At 60.4% G+C, this 21,793-nt stretch carries 19 protein-coding genes; 16 read left to right on the plus strand and 3 right to left on the minus strand.

Features of this window, described 5'->3' with window-relative positions; translation table 11 throughout:
- The first annotated feature begins 26 nt into the window (after positions 1-26).
- The 3 genes from AB1E37_RS06235 (at position 27) to AB1E37_RS06245 (ending at position 2,572) form a co-directional block, all read left to right on the plus strand.
- Positions 27-665 (plus strand): DUF1007 family protein, encoded by a 639-nt coding sequence (locus AB1E37_RS06235; protein WP_004185124.1) that lies wholly within the window; start codon positions 27-29, stop codon positions 663-665.
- On the plus strand, positions 656-1,636 hold the full coding sequence (locus AB1E37_RS06240; protein WP_004185122.1) for a nickel/cobalt transporter: 981 nt from the start codon (positions 656-658) through the stop codon (positions 1,634-1,636). The genes AB1E37_RS06235 and AB1E37_RS06240 overlap by 10 nt, the downstream gene beginning before the upstream one ends.
- 99 nt (positions 1,637-1,735) lie before the next feature.
- Entirely contained in the window at positions 1,736-2,572 is an 837-nt protein-coding gene (locus tag AB1E37_RS06245; RefSeq protein WP_032447901.1) for a hypothetical protein, read from the plus strand.
- Positions 2,573-2,618: 46 nt separating this feature from the next.
- Here AB1E37_RS06245 and suhB read toward each other — a convergent pair whose 3' ends face one another.
- Positions 2,619-3,422 carry an inositol-1-monophosphatase gene (gene suhB, locus AB1E37_RS06250; RefSeq protein WP_002913995.1) on the minus strand — a complete coding sequence of 268 codons (804 nt, stop codon included), beginning with the start codon at positions 3,420-3,422 and terminating at the stop codon, positions 2,619-2,621.
- Between the two features lie 120 nt (positions 3,423-3,542).
- Here suhB and trmJ point away from each other — a divergent pair, with 120 nt between their 5' ends.
- The 11 genes from trmJ to sseB all read left to right on the plus strand — a co-directional run bounded on the left by trmJ (position 3,543) and on the right by sseB (position 12,378).
- Positions 3,543-4,277, plus strand: coding sequence for a tRNA (cytosine(32)/uridine(32)-2'-O)-methyltransferase TrmJ (gene trmJ / locus AB1E37_RS06255; protein ID WP_002913994.1), 735 nt, complete (start codon positions 3,543-3,545; stop codon positions 4,275-4,277).
- Positions 4,278-4,511: 234 nt separating this feature from the next.
- Entirely contained in the window at positions 4,512-5,003 is a 492-nt protein-coding gene (iscR, locus tag AB1E37_RS06260) for a Fe-S cluster assembly transcriptional regulator IscR (RefSeq protein ID WP_002913993.1), read from the plus strand.
- A 178-nt stretch (positions 5,004-5,181) separates the two neighbouring features.
- Positions 5,182-6,396, plus strand: a complete 1,215-nt coding sequence (gene iscS / locus AB1E37_RS06265; protein WP_002913992.1) for a cysteine desulfurase — start codon at positions 5,182-5,184, stop codon at positions 6,394-6,396.
- Positions 6,397-6,422: 26 nt separating this feature from the next.
- Positions 6,423-6,809, plus strand: coding sequence for a Fe-S cluster assembly scaffold IscU (gene iscU / locus AB1E37_RS06270; RefSeq protein ID WP_002913991.1), 387 nt, complete (start codon positions 6,423-6,425; stop codon positions 6,807-6,809).
- A gap of 17 nt (positions 6,810-6,826) precedes the next feature.
- Positions 6,827-7,150 carry an iron-sulfur cluster assembly protein IscA gene (gene iscA, locus AB1E37_RS06275; RefSeq protein ID WP_002913979.1) on the plus strand — a complete coding sequence of 108 codons (324 nt, stop codon included), beginning with the start codon at positions 6,827-6,829 and terminating at the stop codon, positions 7,148-7,150.
- Positions 7,151-7,224: 74 nt separating this feature from the next.
- Complete coding sequence (gene hscB / locus AB1E37_RS06280; RefSeq protein WP_004174835.1) at positions 7,225-7,740, plus strand: co-chaperone HscB; 516 nt, start codon at positions 7,225-7,227, stop codon at positions 7,738-7,740.
- 15 nt (positions 7,741-7,755) lie between these two features.
- A complete protein-coding gene (gene hscA / locus AB1E37_RS06285; RefSeq protein ID WP_032447900.1) occupies positions 7,756-9,606 on the plus strand; it encodes a Fe-S protein assembly chaperone HscA in 1,851 nt (616 codons plus the stop codon).
- 1 nt (position 9,607) lies between these two features.
- Entirely contained in the window at positions 9,608-9,943 is a 336-nt protein-coding gene (gene fdx, locus AB1E37_RS06290) for an ISC system 2Fe-2S type ferredoxin (RefSeq protein ID WP_002913956.1), read from the plus strand.
- Between the two features lies 1 nt (position 9,944).
- The gene (gene iscX / locus AB1E37_RS06295) at positions 9,945-10,145 is read left to right on the plus strand and encodes a Fe-S cluster assembly protein IscX (protein ID WP_002913954.1); all 201 of its coding nucleotides are present in this window, start codon (positions 9,945-9,947) and stop codon (positions 10,143-10,145) included.
- A 70-nt stretch (positions 10,146-10,215) separates the two neighbouring features.
- Positions 10,216-11,502 carry an aminopeptidase PepB gene (pepB, locus tag AB1E37_RS06300; protein WP_032434811.1) on the plus strand — a complete coding sequence of 429 codons (1,287 nt, stop codon included), beginning with the start codon at positions 10,216-10,218 and terminating at the stop codon, positions 11,500-11,502.
- A 99-nt stretch (positions 11,503-11,601) separates the two neighbouring features.
- On the plus strand, positions 11,602-12,378 hold the full coding sequence (sseB, locus tag AB1E37_RS06305) for an enhanced serine sensitivity protein SseB (protein WP_002913952.1): 777 nt from the start codon (positions 11,602-11,604) through the stop codon (positions 12,376-12,378).
- Between the two features lie 70 nt (positions 12,379-12,448).
- On the opposite strand, the gene AB1E37_RS06310 is transcribed toward sseB, so the two are convergent.
- Positions 12,449-13,291, minus strand: coding sequence for a hypothetical protein (locus AB1E37_RS06310; RefSeq protein WP_004174837.1), 843 nt, complete (start codon positions 13,289-13,291; stop codon positions 12,449-12,451).
- 226 nt (positions 13,292-13,517) lie between these two features.
- A complete protein-coding gene (sseA, locus tag AB1E37_RS06315; RefSeq protein WP_032447897.1) occupies positions 13,518-14,375 on the minus strand; it encodes a 3-mercaptopyruvate sulfurtransferase in 858 nt (285 codons plus the stop codon).
- A gap of 205 nt (positions 14,376-14,580) precedes the next feature.
- Between sseA and AB1E37_RS06320 the strand changes: the two genes are divergently transcribed.
- Both AB1E37_RS06320 and pbpC read left to right on the plus strand, forming a co-directional pair.
- A complete protein-coding gene (locus tag AB1E37_RS06320) occupies positions 14,581-19,449 on the plus strand; it encodes an alpha-2-macroglobulin (protein WP_367777033.1) in 4,869 nt (1,622 codons plus the stop codon).
- Positions 19,450-21,774 carry a peptidoglycan glycosyltransferase PbpC gene (pbpC, locus tag AB1E37_RS06325; protein WP_032447894.1) on the plus strand — a complete coding sequence of 775 codons (2,325 nt, stop codon included), beginning with the start codon at positions 19,450-19,452 and terminating at the stop codon, positions 21,772-21,774. It abuts the gene before it with no gap.
- The last annotated feature ends 19 nt before the right edge of the window (positions 21,775-21,793 follow it).

A 21,793-nucleotide genomic window follows, 5' to 3' on the forward strand; every position in this document is an offset into this window, starting at 1 on the left:
CACAGAATTTTTCACGTGAGGAACAGATGAACAGAGTGAAACAATGCACAAGCGCGGCGTTTTTCATGGTTTTATCATGGTCGGCCGCTGCGCATCCGCATAGCTTCATCAGCCTGCAAAGCGAGCCGGTGGTCAAGGATGGTCTGCTGAGCGCCTTTAAAATGCGCTGGACGATGGATGAAATTACCTCATCGGATCTGCTCTATGATGCCGGAAACGCCAAACCGGGCAGCGAAGTCTGGAAAAAGCTGGCGGCAGAGGTGATGGCCAACGTGCTCGGTCAGCACTATTTCAGCGAGCTGTGGCATAACGGTCAGCGGGTTAAATTTGACAATCGTCCCGACGGTTACGGCCTCGAACGTGACGGACTGCAGGCGGTACTCACCTTTACTCTGCCGCTGGCGACGCCGCAACCCGTTGCCGGGCAGACGTTTACCTTTTCCACCTTCGACCCGACCTACTACGTCGATATGTTTTATGACAAGGATAGCGATTTTTCCCTGCCCGCAGGGCTGCGGGCCGCCTGTAAGGCAACGGTGATGACGCCAAAACCGAACGACAAAATGCTCTCATACGCCCAGTCGCTGGATAAAGCGGATGCGCCGCCGGAGGATATGGCGCTGGGCAGCTATTTTGCCCAGAAGGTGACCCTGACATGTCAGTAATTTTTACTCCGCGTGCGCGATCTTCGCGCTGGAAAGCGCTGTGGCCGCTGGCGCTGTTGCTGGCTGTGAGCATCATCGGCGGCATTTGGCTGTGGCGGGCGTGGCCGCAGGTGCTGATGCAGAGCGCAGTCTGGCAGCGTTCGCTCAACCTGGAACTCAGCCGCCTGCTGCAGGCGGTGGCGGAGAACCCGGCGGCGGCAGGGCTGTCTCTGCTGGGGTTTAGCTTCGTTTACGGGGTGCTCCATGCCTTAGGGCCCGGACACGGTAAAATTGTCATTACGACCTGGCTTGCCACCCATCCCGCGAAGCTGAAATCAAGCATTGGCCTGACGCTGGCCGCCTCTTTATTACAGGGGCTGGTGGCCATCGCGCTGGTGGTCGTGGTGCTGGCGCTGCTGCAGCTGCCGGCGCGCCAGCTGCACCTCAGCAGTTTCTGGCTGGAGAAGGGGAGCTATTTGCTGGTGGGTGCGTTAGGGCTGCTGCTGTGCTGGCGGGCGTTAAAAAAGCTGCGTCTGCTGCTGCGCCGGCCAACGTTTACCGCTTTTACCCCGCATCATGTTCATAACGAACACTGCGGCTGCGGGCATCAGCATCTCCCGGCCCCGGAGCAGCTGCAGGCCGGCGACGACTGGCGGGCTCGCGCCGCGATTGTCCTGTCGATGGGTATGCGTCCCTGCTCGGGGGCGATCATGGTTCTGCTGTTCAGCAAGGTAATCGGCGTTTTTGGCTGGGGGATGGCGGCGGCGCTGGCGATGGCGGCGGGAACCTCGTTGACTATCACGGCGCTGGCGCTGTTGGTGCATGGGTTCCGCCAACTGGCGATCCGCCTCAGTCGCCATCAGGCGCCAGCGTTATGGAAGCAGGTTAGTTGGGCGACGCTGGCGCTGGCCGGCGGCGTCATATTGCTGGCGGCGGCAGGGGTGATGTGGCTCAGCGCCGTCCCTGCCGGCGGTGGGATCCGTCCGTTTTAGACAGACGCCGGGCGCAAATCCTAAAGTGGGCGCCAGCGCTTGCCGCTGGCGAAGCGATGCTCTAGTTTTCCGCTTTTCGGCGGATGACAAGGAGTCGCTATGGCCGCAAATATCGTTTCTCCCGCGCAGAGCGGGCGGTTCTATTATGGCTGCGCCGGCGCCGCCGGGCTGCTGGCGGGCCTGGCGATCGTATTCTGGTTTCCAGCCCTGGCCAGCTGGTGGCCGTCAGATCTGGTGCGTGTCTACCACGCCATGCCGTATGTTATGCGATTAGGGGTGGCGAGTGTCGCGGATATTCCGCTGGTGGCCTACGCCACCCTAACGCTGTCGGGCTTCGTGCTGGCCTTTTGTCATCCCGGTCACAGTAAACTGCCCATTGTTGCCTGGGCTGTGCATAACCAGCCCTCGCCGCGGGAGATGGTCGACTGGATCCTGCGCAGCTGGGTGTTGCAGTTCGGTTTTCTGGTGATCATTTTCTGGCGTTTCGCGTTTATGGGTAAGCTAAGCAGCGACAGGCTAATGCAGATCGTGGGCATCTTTAACGACGTATGCTATCTGGCCACGCTGGTGCTGGCTGGAATACTGCTGCGCGACGGCTGGCGCGACTTTCAGGGCGTTGCCGCACCGGCAGGCAATATTCGCATTCCGCTGATCTTTGCCCTGAGCTTTTATCTGCCGTTTCAGCTGGTATGGATTTTACTCAGTGCGCAGCAGTATGAGCTGCCGCTGTGGGGATGGCTGCTGCTGGTTCCGGCGATGGTCGGCGTGCTGTTAGCCCGCCTGGCGACGGTAGGGATAGCGCTGTGTTTCCGGCGCTGGCTGGGGCCGCAGGGCTGTCTGCGCTGGCGCGGACCGCTGGCCTTATTTAGCGGCCTGACGGTGCTCTGTATTGGCGGCAATGCGGTGATTCGCCAGATCCTCAACATGATAAAATGACATAAAAAAAGGAAGCCGCGGCTTCCTTTTTGACATCAGTAAGAGATTAACGCTTCAGCGCGTCGCTCAGCTGCTCGCGCATGTTCGCCAGCATCGCTTTCACCACGCGCGGGTTACCGGCAACGATGTTGCCCGTCAGCATATAGTTATGACCGCCGGTGAAGTCGCAGACAATCGCGCCAGCTTCACGGGCGATCAGCTCGCCTGCGGCGAAATCCCATGGTTTCAGGGCGATCTCAAAGTAACCGTCAACGCGGCCGGCGGCCACATAGGCCAGATCCAGCGCGGCAGAGCCGGTGCGACGGAAGTCGGCACATTCGGTAAACATGTTGCCGAGAATATTCATGTAGGTGGTGGCGTGCTGCTTCGCTTTGAACGGGAAGCCGGTCGCGATAATGGTGCCGTCGAGGTCGCGAGCGTTGCTGCCGCGCAGACGGTAGCCGTTCAGCTGCGCGCCCTGGCCGCGGGTCGCGGTAAACAGTTCGTTACGCATCGGATCGTAGACCACCGCGACTTCAGTACGCCCTTTGATGCGTACGGCGATGGAAACAGAGAAGTGCGGCAGACGTTTAACGAAGTTGGTGGTGCCATCCAGTGGATCGATAACCCATTGAACATCCTGCTCTTCGCCAGCGTGTTCACCGCTTTCTTCGGTGATAATGGTGTGCTGCGGGTAAGATTTGCGAATGGTTTCGATAATAATCGCTTCGGCGGCTTTATCGACGTTGGTCACAAAATCATTGCTGCCTTTCTGGCTGGTTTCTACGGTGTCTGGCGTTTCGTAGTGTTTGGCAATTAAATTACCCGCCTTGCGCGCGGCGCGCACGGCGATGTTCAGCATCGGATGCATCGGTCTCTCTCACTGGATGTTAAAGAACGGGAAAAAACGGCGCATATAATAGCAGCCAAATCTGCTTATGTCTCCGTTTTATGGTAGCATGCACGAATAATCTTTAGCCGAAGAACCATAATGCTGCAAAATATTCGAATCGTACTGGTAGAAACTTCCCATACCGGCAACATGGGCTCCGTAGCCCGCGCGATGAAAACCATGGGCTTAACTAACCTGTGGCTGGTCAATCCGCTGGTCAAACCTGATTCGCAGGCGATAGCCCTGGCCGCGGGCGCCAGCGACGTGATCGGCAACGCGCAGATTGTCGATACCCTTGATGAAGCGCTGGCAGGCTGTAGCCTGGTGGTTGGCACCAGCGCGCGCTCCCGCACGCTGCCGTGGCCGATGCTCGACCCGCGCGAATGCGGTCTGAAAAGCGTCGCCGAAGGTCAGCATGCGCCGGTGGCGCTGGTCTTTGGCCGCGAGCGCGTTGGTCTGACCAACGATGAACTGCAGAAGTGCCACTATCACGTGGCGATCGCCGCCAACCCGGAGTACAGCTCGCTGAACCTGGCGATGGCGGTGCAGGTTATCGCCTATGAAGTGCGGATGGCCTGGCTGGCGGCGCAGGAGCAAGCGCAGCCGGCGGTTGAGCATGAAGAGGCGCCGTACCCGCTGGTGGACGATCTGGAGCGATTCTACGACCATCTTGAGCAGACGCTGCTGGCGACGGGCTTTATCCGCCCGAATCATCCGGGGCAGGTGATGAACAAGCTGCGTCGTCTGTTCACCCGCGCGCGTCCGGAAAGCCAGGAGTTGAACATCCTGCGCGGCATGCTGGCGTCTATTGAGCAGCAGAATAAAGGTAAGTAACCGCGTTAACGCCGGATGGCGCTTCGCTTATCCGGGCTACGAATCGGGCTCGCCTGGCGCGATGAAGGTGTCAGGCTATGCGGAAGTAAAACGGCACGGAAAGCCAAATACCTGACTAAAACAGTCAAGTAAATAGTTGACCAAATTACTCGGGAATGTCAGACTTGGCCCTGCTATGCAATACCCATATTAATAAAAAGCCCGGCCAGGGGCGAGTTTGAGGTTAAGTAAGACATGAGACTGACATCTAAAGGGCGTTATGCCGTGACCGCGATGCTTGACGTTGCGCTCAACTCTGAAACGGGCCCGGTGCCGTTGGCAGATATTTCAGAGCGTCAGGGAATTTCGCTTTCCTATCTGGAACAGCTGTTCTCTCGCCTGCGTAAAAATGGCCTGGTTTCCAGCGTTCGTGGCCCAGGTGGTGGTTATCTGTTAGGTAAAGATGCCGGCAGTATCGCCGTCGGCGAAGTCATTAGCGCCGTGGACGAATCCGTTGACGCCACCCGTTGCCAGGGCAAGGGCGGCTGTCAGGGCGGCGATAAATGCCTGACTCACGCGCTGTGGCGCGACCTGAGCGAGCGCCTGACCGGCTTCCTGAACAATATCACCCTCGGGGAACTGGTGAATAACCAGGAGATCCTCGATGTTTCCGGTCGTCAGCATCAGCACGAAACCCAGCGCAATGCGCGCACTCAGGACGCGATTGACGTTAAACTGCGCGCCTGAGTGACCCGTCCCGTTTCGGGCTGCGGCTGACAGGGCAAGGCGGCGCGAAACGGCGGGACAACGATTATAAAGAGCTTTCAGAATCAGGCCGGGATGCTCCGACATTCCGTGTACTCGGTCGTACATCAAGCCGGTTGCCTGATTCCTTGCATTGAGTGATGTACGGAGTTTAAGAGCAATGAAATTACCGATTTACCTCGATTACTCCGCAACCACGCCGGTGGACCCGCGTGTTGCCGAGAAAATGATGCAGTTCCTGACCATGGACGGGACCTTTGGTAACCCGGCCTCCCGTTCCCACCGTTTTGGCTGGCAGGCTGAAGAGGCGGTTGATATCGCCCGCAATCAGATTGCCGAGCTGGTCGGCGCCGACCCGCGCGAAATCGTCTTTACCTCTGGTGCGACTGAATCCGACAACCTGGCGATCAAGGGTGCAGCCAACTTTTATCAGAAAAAAGGCAAGCACATCATCACCAGCAAAACCGAGCATAAAGCGGTTCTGGATACCTGCCGTCAGCTGGAGCGCGAAGGCTTCGAAGTGACCTACCTGGCGCCGCAGAGCAACGGGATTATCGATCTGAAAGAGCTGGAAGCAGCGATGCGTGACGACACCATCCTGGTTTCCATCATGCATGTGAATAACGAAATCGGCGTGGTGCAGGATATCGCTACCATCGGCGAGATGTGTCGCGCCCGCGGTATCATTTACCACGTAGACGCCACCCAGAGCGTGGGCAAGCTGCCTATCGATCTGAGCCAGCTGAAAGTTGACCTGATGTCCTTCTCCGGTCACAAAATCTACGGTCCGAAAGGCATCGGCGCGCTGTACGTGCGTCGTAAGCCGCGTATTCGTATCGAAGCGCAAATCCACGGCGGCGGCCACGAGCGCGGTATGCGTTCCGGTACTCTGCCTGTTCACCAGATCGTCGGCATGGGTGAAGCTTACCGTATCGCCAAAGAAGAGATGGAAAGCGAGATGGCGCGTCTGCGCACGCTGCGCAACCGTCTGTGGAACGGCGTGAAGGATATGGAAGAAGTGTACCTCAACGGCGACCTCGAGCAGGGCGCGCCGAACATTCTTAACGTCAGCTTCAACTATGTTGAAGGCGAGTCGCTGATTATGGCGCTGAAAGACCTGGCGGTTTCCTCCGGTTCAGCCTGTACTTCCGCGAGCCTTGAGCCATCCTACGTGCTGCGCGCGTTAGGCATGACTGATGAACTGGCGCACAGTTCTATTCGTTTCTCTTTAGGTCGTTTCACTACCGAAGAAGAGATTGACTATGCCATCGATCTGATTCGCAAATCCATTGGCCGTCTGCGCGAGCTTTCTCCGCTGTGGGAAATGTTCAAACAGGGCGTGGATCTGAACAGCATTGAATGGTCACATCACTAATTCGGCACCAATAAGGAGAATTCATCATGGCTTACAGCGAAAAAGTTATCGATCATTACGAGAATCCGCGCAACGTCGGCTCTTTTGACAACAGCGACGAGAACGTCGGCAGCGGCATGGTCGGCGCGCCGGCCTGCGGCGACGTGATGAAGCTGCAGATTAAAGTCAACAATGAAGGTATCATTGAAGACGCGCGCTTCAAGACCTACGGCTGCGGTTCCGCTATCGCTTCCAGCTCCCTGGTTACCGAGTGGGTGAAGGGCAAATCGCTGGACGAAGCGCAGGCGATCAAGAACACCGATATCGCCGATGAACTGGAACTGCCGCCGGTGAAAATCCACTGCTCGATCCTGGCGGAAGACGCGATTAAAGCCGCGATTGCGGATTACAAAAGCAAACGTGAAGCAAAATAATTAGTTGAGGTTTTGTTATGTCGATTACTCTTAGCGACAGTGCAGCAGCGCGAGTCAATGCCTTCCTGGCGAACCGCGGTAAAGGGTTTGGCCTGCGCCTGGGCGTAAGAACCTCCGGCTGCTCGGGTATGGCCTATGTACTGGAGTTTGTTGACGAGCCGGCGGCTGAAGACACCGTGTTTGAAGACAAAGGCGTGAAGGTCGTGATCGACGGCAAAAGTCTGCAATTCCTCGACGGCACTCAGCTGGACTTCGTCAAAGAAGGCCTCAACGAAGGGTTCAAATTCACTAACCCTAACGTCAAAGATGAGTGCGGCTGCGGCGAAAGCTTTAACGTATAATCGGTACTCCTCAACCCCACCGCGGTCACGCCGCGCGTGGGGTTTTAATTTAGATGCATGACCCTGAGGTTACTATGGACTATTTCACCCTCTTCGGGTTACCAGCCAGCTATACCCTCTCGCTTGAACAACTGGCTGTCCGGTATCAGGATCTGCAGCGCCAGTACCATCCGGATAAATTTGCCAGCGCGCCTGCGGCGGAACAGCTTGCGGCGGTTCAGCATTCCGCCACTATAAACCAGGCCTGGCAGACGCTGCGCCATCCGCTGACTCGCGCAGAATATCTCCTTTCGCTGCATGGCTTCGATCTGGCCAGCGAGCAGCATACCGTTCGCGATACCGCGTTCCTGATGGAACAGCTGGAATTGCGCGAAGAGCTGGATGAGATCGGCCAGGCGAAAGACGACGCGCGGCTGGAAGGTTTTATCAAACGGGTGAAAGCGCTGTTTGATACCCGTCAGCAGCTGATGGTTGACCAATTGCATAATGAGAGCTGGGAGGCGGCGGCGGACACGGTTCGTAAGCTCCGTTTCCTCGATAAACTGCGCAGCAGTGCTGAAGAACTCGAAGAAAAACTGCTCGATTTTTAATTTTCGGAAGCAATTATGGCCTTATTACAAATTAGTGAGCCCGGCCTGAGCGCCGCGCCGCACCAGCGTCGTCTGGCGGCCGGTATCGACCTGGGCACCACCAATTCTCTGGTGGCTACCGTGCGTAGCGGCCAGGCCGAGACTCTGCCCGATCATCAAGGCCGCTATCTGCTGCCGTCGGTGGTGAACTACCACGCTTCGGGGCTGACCGTCGGCTATGACGCCCGGCTTAACGCCGCTCAGGATCCTGCCAATACCATCAGCTCCGTGAAGCGGATGATGGGGCGCTCCCTCGCCGATATTCAAAACCGTTACCCGCATCTGCCGTATCAGCTGCAGGCCAGTGAAAACGGCCTGCCGATGATCCAGACCGCCGGCGGCCTGCTGAACCCGATTCGCGTCTCCGCCGATATCCTCAAAGCGCTGGCCGCCCGGGCGGCCGAAGCGCTGGCCGGCGAACTCGACGGCGTGGTCATTACCGTTCCCGCTTACTTCGATGACGCTCAGCGCCAGGGAACCAAAGACGCGGCGCGTCTGGCGGGCCTGCACGTGCTGCGCCTGCTCAATGAGCCGACCGCGGCGGCTATTGCCTACGGCCTCGACTCCGGCCAGGAAGGGGTGATTGCGGTCTACGATCTCGGCGGCGGCACCTTTGATATCTCCATTCTGCGTTTAAGCCGCGGGGTGTTTGAAGTGCTGGCCACCGGCGGCGACTCGGCTCTCGGCGGCGATGATTTCGATCACATGCTGGCTGACTACCTGCGCGAGCAGGCGGGCTTCAGCGACCGCAGCGATAACCGTCTGCAGCGTGAGCTGCTGGATGCCGCCATCGCGGCGAAAATCGCCTTGAGCGATGCCGAGGCAGCGCACGTCGAGGTCGGCGGCTGGCAGGGCGATATCACCCGCAGCCAGTTTAACGATCTGATTGCCCCGCTGGTAAAACGTACCCTGATGGCCTGCCGTCGGGCGCTAAAAGACGCTGGCGTTGAAGCGCAAGAAGTGCTGGAAGTGGTGATGGTCGGCGGTTCGACCCGCGTGCCGCTGGTGCGTGAGCGCGTTGGCGAGTTCTTCGGTCGCACTCCGCTGACCTCCATTGACCCGGACAAAGTTGTCGCCATCGGCGCGGCGATCCAGGCCGATATCCTGGTGGGCAACAAGCCGGACAGCGAACTGCTGCTGCTCGACGTTATCCCGCTGTCGTTAGGCCTGGAAACCATGGGCGGCCTGGTGGAGAAAGTGATCCCGCGTAATACCACCATTCCGGTGGCCCGCGCGCAGGAGTTTACCACCTTCAAAGATGGCCAGACGGCGATGTCCATTCACGTGATGCAGGGCGAGCGTGAGCTGGTCCAGGATTGCCGTTCGCTGGCGCGCTTTGCGCTGCGCGGTATCCCGGCGCTGCCGGCGGGCGGGGCGCATATTCGCGTTACCTTCCAGGTGGATGCCGATGGCCTGCTGAGCGTTACGGCGATGGAAAAATCGACCGGCGTGGAAGCCTCCATCCAGGTGAAACCGTCTTACGGTCTGACCGATGGCGAAATCGCCACCATGATTAAAGATTCGATGAGCTACGCCGAACAGGATATTCAGGCGCGCATGCTGGCTGAACAGAAAGTGGAAGCCGCGCGCGTACTGGAGAGCCTGACAAGCGCGCTGGCCGCCGACGCCGCGCTGTTAAGCGCCGCGGAGCGTCAGGCCATCGATGCCGCTGCGGAGCAGGTACGCGCCGCCGCGGCAGGCGACGACGCTGACGCGATTAAAGAAGCGATTAAAAATATCGACACACAAACCCAGGAATTCGCCGCTCGCCGTATGGATCAGTCGGTCCGTATCGCGCTGAAAGGCCAATCCGTGGACGAGGTTTAAAATGCCAAAAATTGTATTTCTGCCCCACCAGGACCTGTGTCCGGATGGCATCGTTGTGGAAGCTGAGACCGGTGAAACCATTCTCGATGCCGCGCTGCGTAGCGGTATCGAAATTGAACACGCCTGCGAAAAATCCTGTGCCTGCACCACCTGCCACTGCATCGTGCGTGAAGGTTTTGACTCGCTGGCGGAAAGTAGCGAAGATGAAGACGACATGCTGGATAAAGCCTGGGGGCTGGAACCTGACAGCCGTCTGAGCTGCCAGGCGCGCGTCACCGACGAAGATCTGGTCGTTGAGATCCCGCGTTACACCATCAACCACGCACGCGAGCACTAATATGGCACTGAAATGGACCGACAGCCGTGAAATCGGCGAAGCGCTGTACGACGCTTACCCGGATCTCGACCCGAAAACCGTTCGCTTTACCGACATGCATCAGTGGATTTGCGATTTGGAAGAGTTTGATGATGATCCAAACGCATCCAATGAAAAAATTCTCGAGGCGATTCTGCTAGTCTGGCTAGACGAGGCCGAATAATTTCGCGTTAAGCGAAAACATTTTAACGGGCTGCCATAGGGTGGCCCGTTTGCTAAGAAGGATAATGATAATGACCGAAGCTATGAAGATTACGCTTTCTACTCAGCCAGCCGATGGACGCTGGGGAGAAAAAGCGACCTGGAGCATCAATAACGACGGCATCGCTCTACATCTCAACGGTAAAGACGACCTCGGGCTTATCCAGCGCGCGGCGCGCAAAATTGACGGCATGGGCATCAAGCACGTCGCCCTGAGCGGCGAAGGCTGGAACACCGATCGCGCCTGGGCCTTTTGGGCCGGCTATAAAGGGCCGAAAGGTCAGCGTCAGGTCGAATGGCCATCCCTTGACGACGCGCAGCGCAGCGAGCTGGATAACCGCCTGACGATCATCGACTGGGTGCGCGACACCATCAATGCGCCGGCGGAAGAGCTGGGTCCGGAGCAGCTGGCGCAGCGCGCTGTCGACCTGCTGTGCGGCGTGGCGGGTGAGAAGATTAGCTATCGCATCACCAAAGGCGAAGATCTGCGCGAGCAGGGCTATCTTGGTCTGCATACCGTGGGCCGCGGCTCCGAGCGTTCGCCGGTCCTGCTGGCGCTGGACTATAACCCGACCGGCGATAAAGAGGCGCCGGTATACGCCTGCCTGGTGGGCAAAGGCATCACCTTTGATTCCGGCGGCTACAGCATCAAGCAAAGCGCCTTTATGGATTCGATGAAATCCGATATGGGCGGTGCGGCGACTATCACCGGCGCGCTGGCTTTCGCCATTACCCGCGGTCTGAACAAACGTGTGAAGCTGTTCCTGTGCTGCGCCGACAACCTGATCAGCGGTAACGCCTTCAAACTGGGCGATATTATTCATTATCGCAACGGCAAAACCGTTGAAGTCATGAACACTGACGCGGAAGGCCGCCTGGTGCTGGCGGATGGCCTGATTGACGCCTCGGCGCAGAAGCCAGAGCTGATCATCGACGCCGCCACCCTGACCGGCGCGGCGAAAACCGCGTTGGGCAATGATTACCACGCGCTGTTCAGCTTTGACGATGCGCTGGCGAATCGCCTGCTGGCGAGCGCTCAGGCGGAAAACGAAGCCTTCTGGCGTCTGCCGCTGGCCGAGTTCCACCGCAACCAGCTGCCGTCCAACTTTGCTGACCTGAACAACACCGGTAGCGCGGCCTATCCGGCCGGCGCCAGCACCGCGGCGGGCTTCCTGTCCCACTTCGTGGAAAACTACCATCAGGGTTGGCTGCATATCGACTGTTCGGCAACCTACCGCAAATCTGCCGTTGAGCAGTGGTCGGCGGGCGCCACCGGGCTTGGCGTGCGTACCATTGCTAACCTGCTGACAGCTGAGTAATGGCCTTGCCGGGTGGCTCCCGCGCTTACCCGGCCAGGAAAACCATATGCCCGCGTGGACGAATGGCCGCCGGGCAATTCATTGTGAAGTAGCCAAACTATGTCAGATACAAAAAATGAATTAGAAACCCTGCTGGAAAAAGCGGCGACTGAGCCCGCCCATCGTCCGGCATTTTTCAGCGCGCTGCTGGAGGCCACCGTCTGGGTGCCGGGCAGGGCAGCCGATGGCGAGCAGATTGTCGAAGATAGCGCGCTGGATCTGCAGCATTGGGAAAAAGACGACGGTACCTCGGTGATCCCATTCTTTACCTCGCTGGAGGCGCTGCAGCAGGCGGTGGCGGATGAACAGGCCTTCGTGATGATGCCGGCCCGCACGCTGATGGCGATGACGCTGGGCGAATCGTTATTCCTCAACCCGAAGCTGCCGAGCGGCAAAGAGTTCACCCCACGGGAAATCAGCCATCTGTTAGGCGAAGAAGGCAGCCCACTGAGCACCCAGACGGTACTGGAAGGCGGCGAAGCGCTGCTGCTGTCTGAAGTCGCCGAACCGCCGGCGCAGATGGTCGATTCGCTGACCACGTTGTTCAAAACGCTGAAGACCGTCAAGCGGGCGTTTCTGTGCTCGATTAAAGAGCGCGCCGACGCGCCGGCAAACTTATTGATCGGGATTGAAGCGGAAGGAGATATTGAAGCCATTATCCAGACCACCGGCAGCGTGGCCACCGATACCTTGCCAGGCGACGAACCGATCGATATTTGCCAGGTGGTGGAAGGCGAGAAGGGCATCAGCCACTTTATGATTGCCCATATCACGCCGTTCTATGAAAAGCGCTGGGGCAGCTTCCTGCGCGATTTTAAGCAGAACCGCATCATCTGACAGCGGGGGCGGCAGCCCCCGCTGTTTCTTTCTGCTTCCAGTTCGAGGCACAAAAGCGGGGTGGCAAAAGCTAATGCAGGGCGGCAAAGATTCGCGGATAGGCAGACACCATGTGATAGAGGAGAAATCCCGTCACGCACAGTGTGACAATGCCGTTGAAGAGCGCCATATCCCCGCGCCAGGCCCGGCACCTCTCTTCGCCCAGCAGAGAACGTAGCGCTGCCACCAGCCCGCCGACCAGCATAAACGCCAGTAACACCCCTGCCATTTGCGCGATAACAATGTACCAGCCCAGCGGCGTATTCACGCCCCGGGCGCTCATCAGCGCGATCTGCGCCGGCAAAATCGTCTGGAACCCGAGGGTAAGTATCATGAGAAGACGCAGGTCCGCCAGCTGAGCGTCGAACGTGCGGGCCAGGCGCCGGGCGTCACGCAGGAGCAGCACCCCTGACGCCACCGCCGCGGCAACGCTGATGTGCTGGAGAATAAAAATGTATAACGCCAGGGTTCCGGATGGGACCCGGGACAAAAAGAACAGATTGCAAAAGACCATGACCAGCAGGCCAAATTTTGTGACCCAGGCACGGAATACCTCGCCGGGCCAGCGTCGGCTTGACGCTGGGTTATGCATCATCCACGCGGCAAGGGTCGACTTACCGTAACCGGGCGCGAGCAGCACCATCAGAAAACCCAGCAGCGCCTGATGGCAATAGGTGACTAACGGAACGTCTTCGAGAGTGACCCCGAGAAAGCGGGTATACACGGAGACTGGCGCAGGCACCAGGCTTAGCCATGTCCGGTTCCATTGCGGCCAAAAATAAAGGATCGCGCCGCCTGCCAGCAGGCCAGCTATACCTCCCAGCCAGGGAAGGCGCGGTGAATAAGCCGAATGTGGGTTAGAGACTAATGCCATTTTCACTCCTTGTGGTGACATCAGATTGGGATGGACTGGATGCGCTATCAGCCCTGAGGAATTCTGTACCAGTGCTCTGCCTCCTCATCAGGCAAAGCGAACTCGACAGGTACAAGCCCTGCGGCAGCACAGAGTAACCGGTTTAGCGAGAAGCAGAAGGAAGGGAGAGGGAAAATCAGAAATTATTTAGTGACCGCGGGACGGGAGGCCCGCGGTCACGCCGTGTTTACGGAGCGGCAGGGGCCGGTTCAATCGGCAGATCGCTCCGCGCGCCCCATTCGCTCCAGGAGCCGTCATACAGGCAGACGCCGTTCACGCCAAGCGTGGTGAGCGCCAGCACGACCACCGCCGCCGTCACCCCCGAGCCGCAGCTGGCGATGATCGGCCGTTCAAAATCGACACCCTGACGTAAAAAGATATCGTTCAGCTCGTCAACGGTTTTCAGTTCGCCGTTAATCACCAGAACCGTCCACGGTACGTTCAGCGCGCCGGGGATATGCCCGCGGCGCAGGCCCGGGCGCGGTTCGTCGGCCTGGCCGTTAAACCGGGCCGCCGGACGGGCATCGACAATCTGCGCCGATCCTTCATGGCTGACCAACAGGACGTCGGTCAGACGCTTAATTTGCTGAGGATCGAACCGCACGTCGAATTCCCCTTCGGCCACCTCCGGCATCCCTTGTTCCAGCGGCAGTTCGTCGCGCCGCCAGCCCTCCAGTCCGCCGGCCAGAATTGACACCTTCTCTACGCCAAAGGTGCGCAGCATCCACCACGCGCGCGGGGCGGAAAACAGATTGCCTTCGTCATAGACCACCAGATGCTTATCGCTGCAGACGCCCAGTTCGCGCATGGCGACGGCAAACGCTTCGGCCCGCGGCATCATATGCGGCAGCGGACTGGTGTGGTCGGATAGCGCCTCGATATCGAAAAACAGCGCGTTCGGCACATGGCCGGCGCGGTATTCCGCGGCCATATCCCGCAGGGCCTCCTGCCCGGCGGGCGCCATGCGGGCGTCGATAATCTGAATTTCCGGGTCATCAATATGTTCTGCCAGCCAGTCGGCAGCGACAAAAAACGAGGTGGACATAGGTGCCTCCGTTTTATTATTCATGACTGAATTGTCGGCGTTTTAGCTGGTGCTGACAAGTTAAGGACGCCAGAGTGGGGACGGCGTCACGGCACTTTTCTGATTAATCGGCAGAAACCCGCTTCGTCACTGTTGAGAAGCGCCGCCATAACGCATAATAAATGTGACAAATTGCATCAGGCTCATCGGCCGAGGGGTTAGAAGGATGAAACCATTTCGTTTAGCGGCGCTATCACTGGCGCTCCTTACCGCATTTTCATTAACCGGGTGTGATGACAGCGGTACACCGCAGGCCTCGGCCCCGGCGCCAGCCGCGGATAGCAACCCAGGCGCGACGGCAAAACCGGACCGCGCCCAGCTGGCGGCGCTGGCGGAAAAAAGCCAGGGTAAAGCGCTGACGCTCCTCGACGCCTCGGAGGTGCAACTGGATGGCGCCGCGACCCTGGTGCTGACGTTTTCCGTCCCGCTGCAGCCGGACCAGGATTTCTCGCGCAGCGTGCATCTGGTCGACAAGAAAAGCGGTAAGGTGGACGGTGCCTGGGAGCTGGCGCCGAATCTGAAAGAGCTGCGTCTGCGTCACCTTGAGCCAAAGCGCGAGCTGATTGTCTCGGTCGACCCGACGCTGACCGCCCTGAACAAGGCGACGCTCGACAAACCGTTTGAGAAGACCCTGACCACTCGCGATATCGCACCGAGCGTTGGGTTTGCCAGCCGCGGCTCGCTGCTGCCGGGCAACGTGGTCGCCGGGCTGCCGGTGATGGCGCTTAACGTCGATAATGTCGACGTTAATTTCTTCCGCATTAAGCCGGAATCGCTCTCCGCCTTTGTCAGTCAGTGGGAATACCGTAACTCGTTAAGCAACTGGGAATCTGATGAACTGCTGAAGATGGCGGATCTGGTCTACAGCGGCCGCTTCGATCTCAACCCGGCGCGTAATACTCGCGAAAAGCTGCTGCTGCCGCTGAGCGACATCAAGCCGCTCCAGCAGCCTGGCGTCTACGTGGCGGTCATGAACCCGGCGGGCCGTTATAGCTACAGCAACGCGGCGACGCTGTTTACCCTCAGCGATATCGGCGTCTCGGCGCATCGCTACCATAACCGGCTGGACGTTTTTACCCAGAGTCTGGAAAACGGCGCCGCCCAGTCGGGCATTGAGGTGCAGTTGCTCAATGCCAAAGGGCAGACCCTGGCGGAAGCGAAAAGCGACAGCCAGGGCCACGTCACCCTGCAAACCGATAAAGAAGCCGCGCTGCTGCTGGCGCGCAAAGAGGGGCAGACCACGCTCCTCGACCTCAAGCTGCCGGCGCTGGATCTGGCGGAATTCTCTATCGCAGGCGCGCCCGGCTTTAGCAAACAGTTCTTTATGTTTGGCCCGCGCGATCTCTATCGTCCCGGCGAAACGGTGATCCTTAATGCGCTGTTGCGCGATAGCGACGGCAAGCCGCTGGCGGAGCAGCCGGTGAAACTGGAGGTGGTTCAGCCGGACGGCCAAGTGATCCGCTCGGTGATGAGCAAACCAGTGAATGGCCTGTACCAGTTTACTTATCCGCTCGACAGCGGCGCGGCTACCGGCATGTGGCACATTCGCGCCAGCGCCGGCGACAATCAGCCGCGCGAATGGGATTTCCACGTTGAAGACTTTATGCCGGAACGCATGGCCCTGAACCTGACGCCGCAGGCCGCGCCAGTCGCGCCGGATGCCGACGTCACCTTTGGCGTTAGCGGCGCTTATCTCTACGGCGCGCCGGCCAGCGGCAACCAGCTGCAGGGCAAGCTGTTCCTGCGCCCGCTGCGCGACGCCGTCGCTGCGCTGCCGGGCTTCCAGTTCGGCGATATTGCGGAAGAAAACCTCTCCCGTAGTCTGGATGAAGTCCAGCTGACGCTGGACGAAAAAGGCCATGGCGAAGTGACCACCTCAAGCCAGTGGCAGGATAGCCATTCGCCGCTGCAGGTGGTGCTGCAGGCCAGCCTGCTGGAATCCGGCGGTCGCCCGGTGACCCGTACGGTTAAGCAGCCGATCTGGCCCGCCGAGGCGCTGCCGGGGATCCGCCCGCAATTTACGCTGAAGGACGTTTACGATTACCGCACCGATACCACCGTGAAACAGCCGGTGGTGGATGAAAACAGTAACGCCGCGTTTGATATCGTCTATGCCGACGTCAAAGGCGAGAAAAAAGCGATCTCCGGTCTCCAGGTGCGGCTGATCCGCGAGCGGCGCGACTACTACTGGAACTGGTCCGACAGCGAAGGCTGGCAGTCGCAGTTCGATCAAAAAGATCTGCAGGAGGGCGAGGAGTCGCTAGACCTGCAGGCCGGCCAGATCGGCAAAGTGAGCTTCCCGGTGGAGTGGGGATCCTATCGCCTGGAGGTGAAAGGACCGGACGACGTGGTCAGCAGCGTGCGCTTCTGGGCGGGCTACAGCTGGCAGGATAACAGCGAAGGCGCCGGCGCGGCGCGTCCTGACCGGGTCACCATGAAGCTGGATAAACCGAGCTATAAACCGGGCGACACCATCAGGCTGCACATCGCCGCCCCGGCGGCGGGTAAAGGCTACGCAATGGTGGAATCCAGCGAAGGGCCGCTGTGGTGGCAGGAAATTGACGTCCCGGCGGAGGGGATGGACCTGTCGATCCCGGTGGATAAAACCTGGAATCGCCACGACCTCTACCTTAGCACGCTGGTGGTTCGTCCCGGCGATAAATCGCGCTCGGCAACGCCGAAACGCGCGGTGGGCCTGCTGCATCTGCCGCTGGGCGATGAAAACCGTCGCCTGACGCTGGCGCTGGAGGCCCCGGACAAAATGCGCCCCAACCAGCCGCTGACGGTGAAAGTGAAAGCCAGCGTCAAAGAGGGCGAGGCGCCGAAACAGGTCAATGTCCTGCTCTCGGCGGTGGATAGCGGGGTACTGAATATCACCGATTACGCTACCCCAGATCCGTGGAACGCCTTCTTTGGCCAGAAGCGTTACGGCGCAGATATCTATGACATCTACGGCCAGGTGATCGAAGGGCAGGGACGGGTGGCCAGCCTGCGCTTCGGCGGCGATGGCGACGAGTTAAAACGCGGCGGCAAACCGCCGGTCAACCACGTGACGATCGTCGCCCAGCAGGCGCAGCCGGTGGTATTGAACGATCAGGGCGAAGGCACGGTGACGTTACCCATTGGCGATTTTAACGGCGAGCTGCGGGTGATGGCCCAGGCGTGGACGGCGGATGACTTCGGCAGCAGCGAAGATAAAGTGGTGGTGGCCGCCCCGGTCATCGCCGAGCTGAACACTCCGCGCTTCCTCGCCAGCGGCGATACTACACGGCTGGCGCTGGATCTCAGCAATCTGACCGATAAACCGCAAACCCTGCAGGTACATCTTACCGCCAGCGGGCTGGTGACCTTGACCGATGGCCAACTGCCGCCGGTACAGCTGGCGCCGGGGGCGCGCAGCACGCTGTTTATACCAGTGAGCGCGCTGGCGGGCTTCGGCGATGGTCAGGTTAATGCCACCATCAGCGGCCTGAGCCTGCCGGGCGAAACCTTCACCCCGCTGCAAAAACAATGGAAAATCGGCGTGCGTCCGGCGTACCCGGCACAGACCGTCAACAGCGGCGCAGTGCTGCAGCCAGGTGAAAGCTGGCAGCCGCCGGCGGCGCAGAGCCAGGGCTTTGCCCCGCAAACGCTGCAGGGCCAACTGCTGCTCAGCGGTAAACCACCGTTGAATCTCGCCCGCTATATCCGCGAGCTGAAAGCCTATCCTTACGGCTGCCTTGAGCAGACCGCCAGCGGCCTGTTCCCGTCCCTGTATACCAGCGCGGCGCAGCTAAAGGCGCTGGGCATTAGCGGGGACAGCGACGAAAAACGCCGCGCGGCCATCGATGTCGGTATTTCACGCCTGCTGCAGATGCAGCTGGAAAACGGCGGCTTTGCGCTATGGGATAGAGAGGGGCCGGAAGAGTACTGGCTGACCGCCTACGCCATGGACTTCCTCGTGCGCGCCAGCGAGCAGGGCTATAGCGTACCGGTCAACGCCATTAATAAAGGCAACGAGCGCCTGCTGCGCTATCTGCAGGAGCCAGGCCTGATGACCGTGCGCTACAGCGACGACGCCCAGGCCAGCCGCTTTGCCGCTCAGGCCTATGCCGCGCTGGTGCTGGCGCGTCAGCAAAAAGCGCCGCTCGGCGCCTTGCGTGAAATCTGGAGCCGTCACGACCAGGCGCGATCCGGCTTGCCGCTGCTGCAGCTCGGCATTGCGCTGAAAACCATGGGCGATGCGCCGCGCGGCGACGCCGCCCTGAAGCTGGCGCTGCTGGAAGAGAATAAGCTGCTGCCGGAGGTGCAAACTCAGCTGTTGAGCACGCTGTCGGAAGAGGCCTATGGCCAGCGCTGGCTGTCGACCCAGGAAACCAACGCCTTGTTCCTTGCCGGACGTACGCTGGCGGACCTGCCGGGCAGCTGGCAGGCGCAAACCTCGCTGCAGGCGGAGCCGCTGGCCGGCGACAAAGCGCAAACCCGCAATCTCGACGGCGATCGGCTGGCGGCGCTGCAGGTGAGTAATACCGGCAGTCAGCCGCTGTGGCTGCGCCTCGACAGCAGCGGCTATCCGCAAAGCGCGCCGCAGCCGGGCGGTAACGTCCTGGGGATTGAACGCACTATTTTCGATACCCAGGGGCAGCAGAAATCGCTGTCTTCACTGCGCAGCGGCGAACTGGTGCTCGTCAAGCTGGAGGTGACCGCCAAACGCAACGTGCCTGACGCGCTGGTGGTTGATCTGTTGCCAGCCGGTCTGGAGCTGGAAAACCAGAATCTGGCCAACAGCAGCGCCAGCCTGCAGGAGAATGGCGACGCGGTGCAAAACCTGCTTAACCAGATGCAGCAGGCGGATATTCAGCATATCGAGTTCCGCGATGACCGTTTCGTCGCTGCCGTCGCTGTCAATGAAGGCCAGCCGGTGACGCTGGTCTATCTGGCGCGGGCGGTGACGCCGGGCACTTATCAGGTCCCGCAGCCGCAGGTGGAATCGATGTATGCGCCGCAGTGGCGGGCGACAGGAGCGGCCAGCGGTCCGCTCACCGTGACGCCGTAAATGCGCGTATTGCCTCGGGTAAAACGCCGCTGGCGCTGGCTGGCGGCGTTTATTTTTCTGCTGTGGCTGGCGGTGCTGGCGGCCGATCGCCTGTGGCCGCTGCCGCTGCATGACGTCACGCCTGCCCGTGTGGTGGTGGCGGAAGACGGGACGCCGCTGTGGCGGTTTGCCGACGCGCAGGGCGTCTGGCGTTATCCGGTCACGCTCGCCGACGTGTCGCCGCGCTATCTGCAGGCGCTCATCCACTATGAAGACCGCTGGTTCTGGCGCCATCCGGGGGTCAATCCCTTCGCGGTGCTGCGCGCCGCCTGGCAGGATCTTACTTCCGGGCGAGTTATCTCGGGCGGCAGCACGCTTACCATGCAGGTGGCACGCCTGCTTGATCCCCATCCACGCACCTTCGGCGGCAAGCTGCGCCAGCTGTGGCGAGCGCTGCAGCTGGAGTGGCATCTGTCAAAAAGCGACATTCTAACCCTCTATTTGAACCGCGCGCCGTTTGGCGGCACCCTGCAGGGGATCGGCGCGGCCAGCTGGGCCTATCTCGGTAAGCCGCCTGCCCGGCTTAGCTACGGCGAGGCGGCGCTGCTGGCGGTACTTCCCCAGGCGCCCAGTCGTTTACGTCCGGACCGCTGGCCGCAGCGGGCCCAGGCGGCGCGTGATAAAGTGCTTACGCGAATGGTCAGCCAGGGCGTCTGGCCGGAGCAGGCGGTAAAGGAAGCGATGGAGGAGCCAGTATGGCTGTTTCCGCGCCAGATGCCGCAGCTGGCGCCGCTTTTTTCACGCCGGGCGCTGGCGACCAGTCGTGATGAAAAGGTGGTGACGACTCTGGATGCCGGACTGCAGCGGCAACTGGAAGATCTGGCGCTGAACTGGAAATCGCGCCTGCCGCCGCGCAGTTCGCTGGCGATGGTCGTCGTCGACCACACGGATATGAAAGTTCGCGGCTGGGTGGGCTCGGCGGATATCACCGACGACAGCCGCTTCGGCCATATTGATATGGTCTCGGCGGTACGCTCGCCGGGGTCGGTGCTGAAACCCTTTATCTACGCGATGGCGATGGATGAGGGGCTGATTCACCCGGCATCGCTATTACAGGATGTGCCACGGCGTTTTAGCGATTATCGCCCCGGTAATTTCGACAGCGGGTTTCATGGCCCGGTGAGCGCCAGCGAGGCGCTGGTGCGGTCGCTGAATCTGCCGGCGGTGCAGGTGCTCGAAGCCTATGGACCAAAACGCTTTGCGGCTAATTTACGCAACGCCGGGCTGCCCCTGACGCTGCCCGCTGGCGCAGAGCCGAATCTGTCGCTAATCCTCGGCGGCGCCGGGGCGCGGCTGGAAGATATTGTCGCGGCGTACAGCGCCTTCGCCCGCCATGGCAAGGCGGCGCGGCTGCGCCTGAAGCCGAGCGATCCATTGACCGAGCGCGCGCTGATGTCGCCCGGGGCGGCATGGATCGTCCGGCGTATTTTGGCCGGCGAAGCGCAACCGGTTCCCGATGCCTCGCTGCCGCAGGCGGTGCCGCTGGCGTGGAAAACCGGCACCAGCTACGGCTATCGCGACGCGTGGGCGGTCGGCCTCAATGCGCGATATCTGATAGGCATCTGGACCGGGCGCCCGGACGGTACGCCGGTGGTGGGCCAGTTCGGCTTCGCCAGCGCCGTACCGCTGCTCAACCAGGTCAATAATCTGCTGCTGGCCCGCCCGGCGATGAGCCGCGGCGGGCTGCCGAGCGATCCGCGCCCGGCAACGGTCAGCCAGGGGACAATCTGCTGGCCTGGCGGGCAGGATCTGCCGGCGGGCGACAGCAACTGTCGTCGTCGCCTGGCCAGCTGGCTTTTGGATGCCAGCCAGCCGCCGACCCTGCTGCTGCCGGGGCAGGAGAGCGTACGCGGGATCCGCTTCCCGGTGTGGCGCAATGAACACGGCGAACGGGTGGCGGCGGATTGTCCCGGCGCTCGGGAAAGCCAGGTCGAAGTCTGGCCGCTGCCGCTGGATCCCTGGCTGCCGGCCAGCGAAAGGCGGCGCGCGCGCCTGGGACCGGCATCGGAGTCATGCCCGCCGTTACAGACTCAGGATACCGCGCCGCTGGTGCTGTCCGGCATCCGTGATGGGGCAGTGATAAAACGTCTCCCGGGTGAGGCGCGGGTGATGTTGCCGCTACAAACCAGCGGTGGGGAGGGGCGGCGCTGGTGGTTTATTAATGGCGAACCGTTAGAGGCCCCCGGCGCAAGAACCACGCTAACGCTGGATAAACCCGGCGAGTGGCAGTTGGTGGTGATGGATGAAGCGGGCCAGACGGCAGCCGCCAGCTTTACCCTGCAATAACCAGGGTAAATTTGTTGTT

The organism is Klebsiella sp. Shm-1 (assembly GCF_040804525.1).
Taxonomy (GTDB): Bacteria; Pseudomonadota; Gammaproteobacteria; order Enterobacterales; family Enterobacteriaceae; genus Klebsiella; species Klebsiella pneumoniae.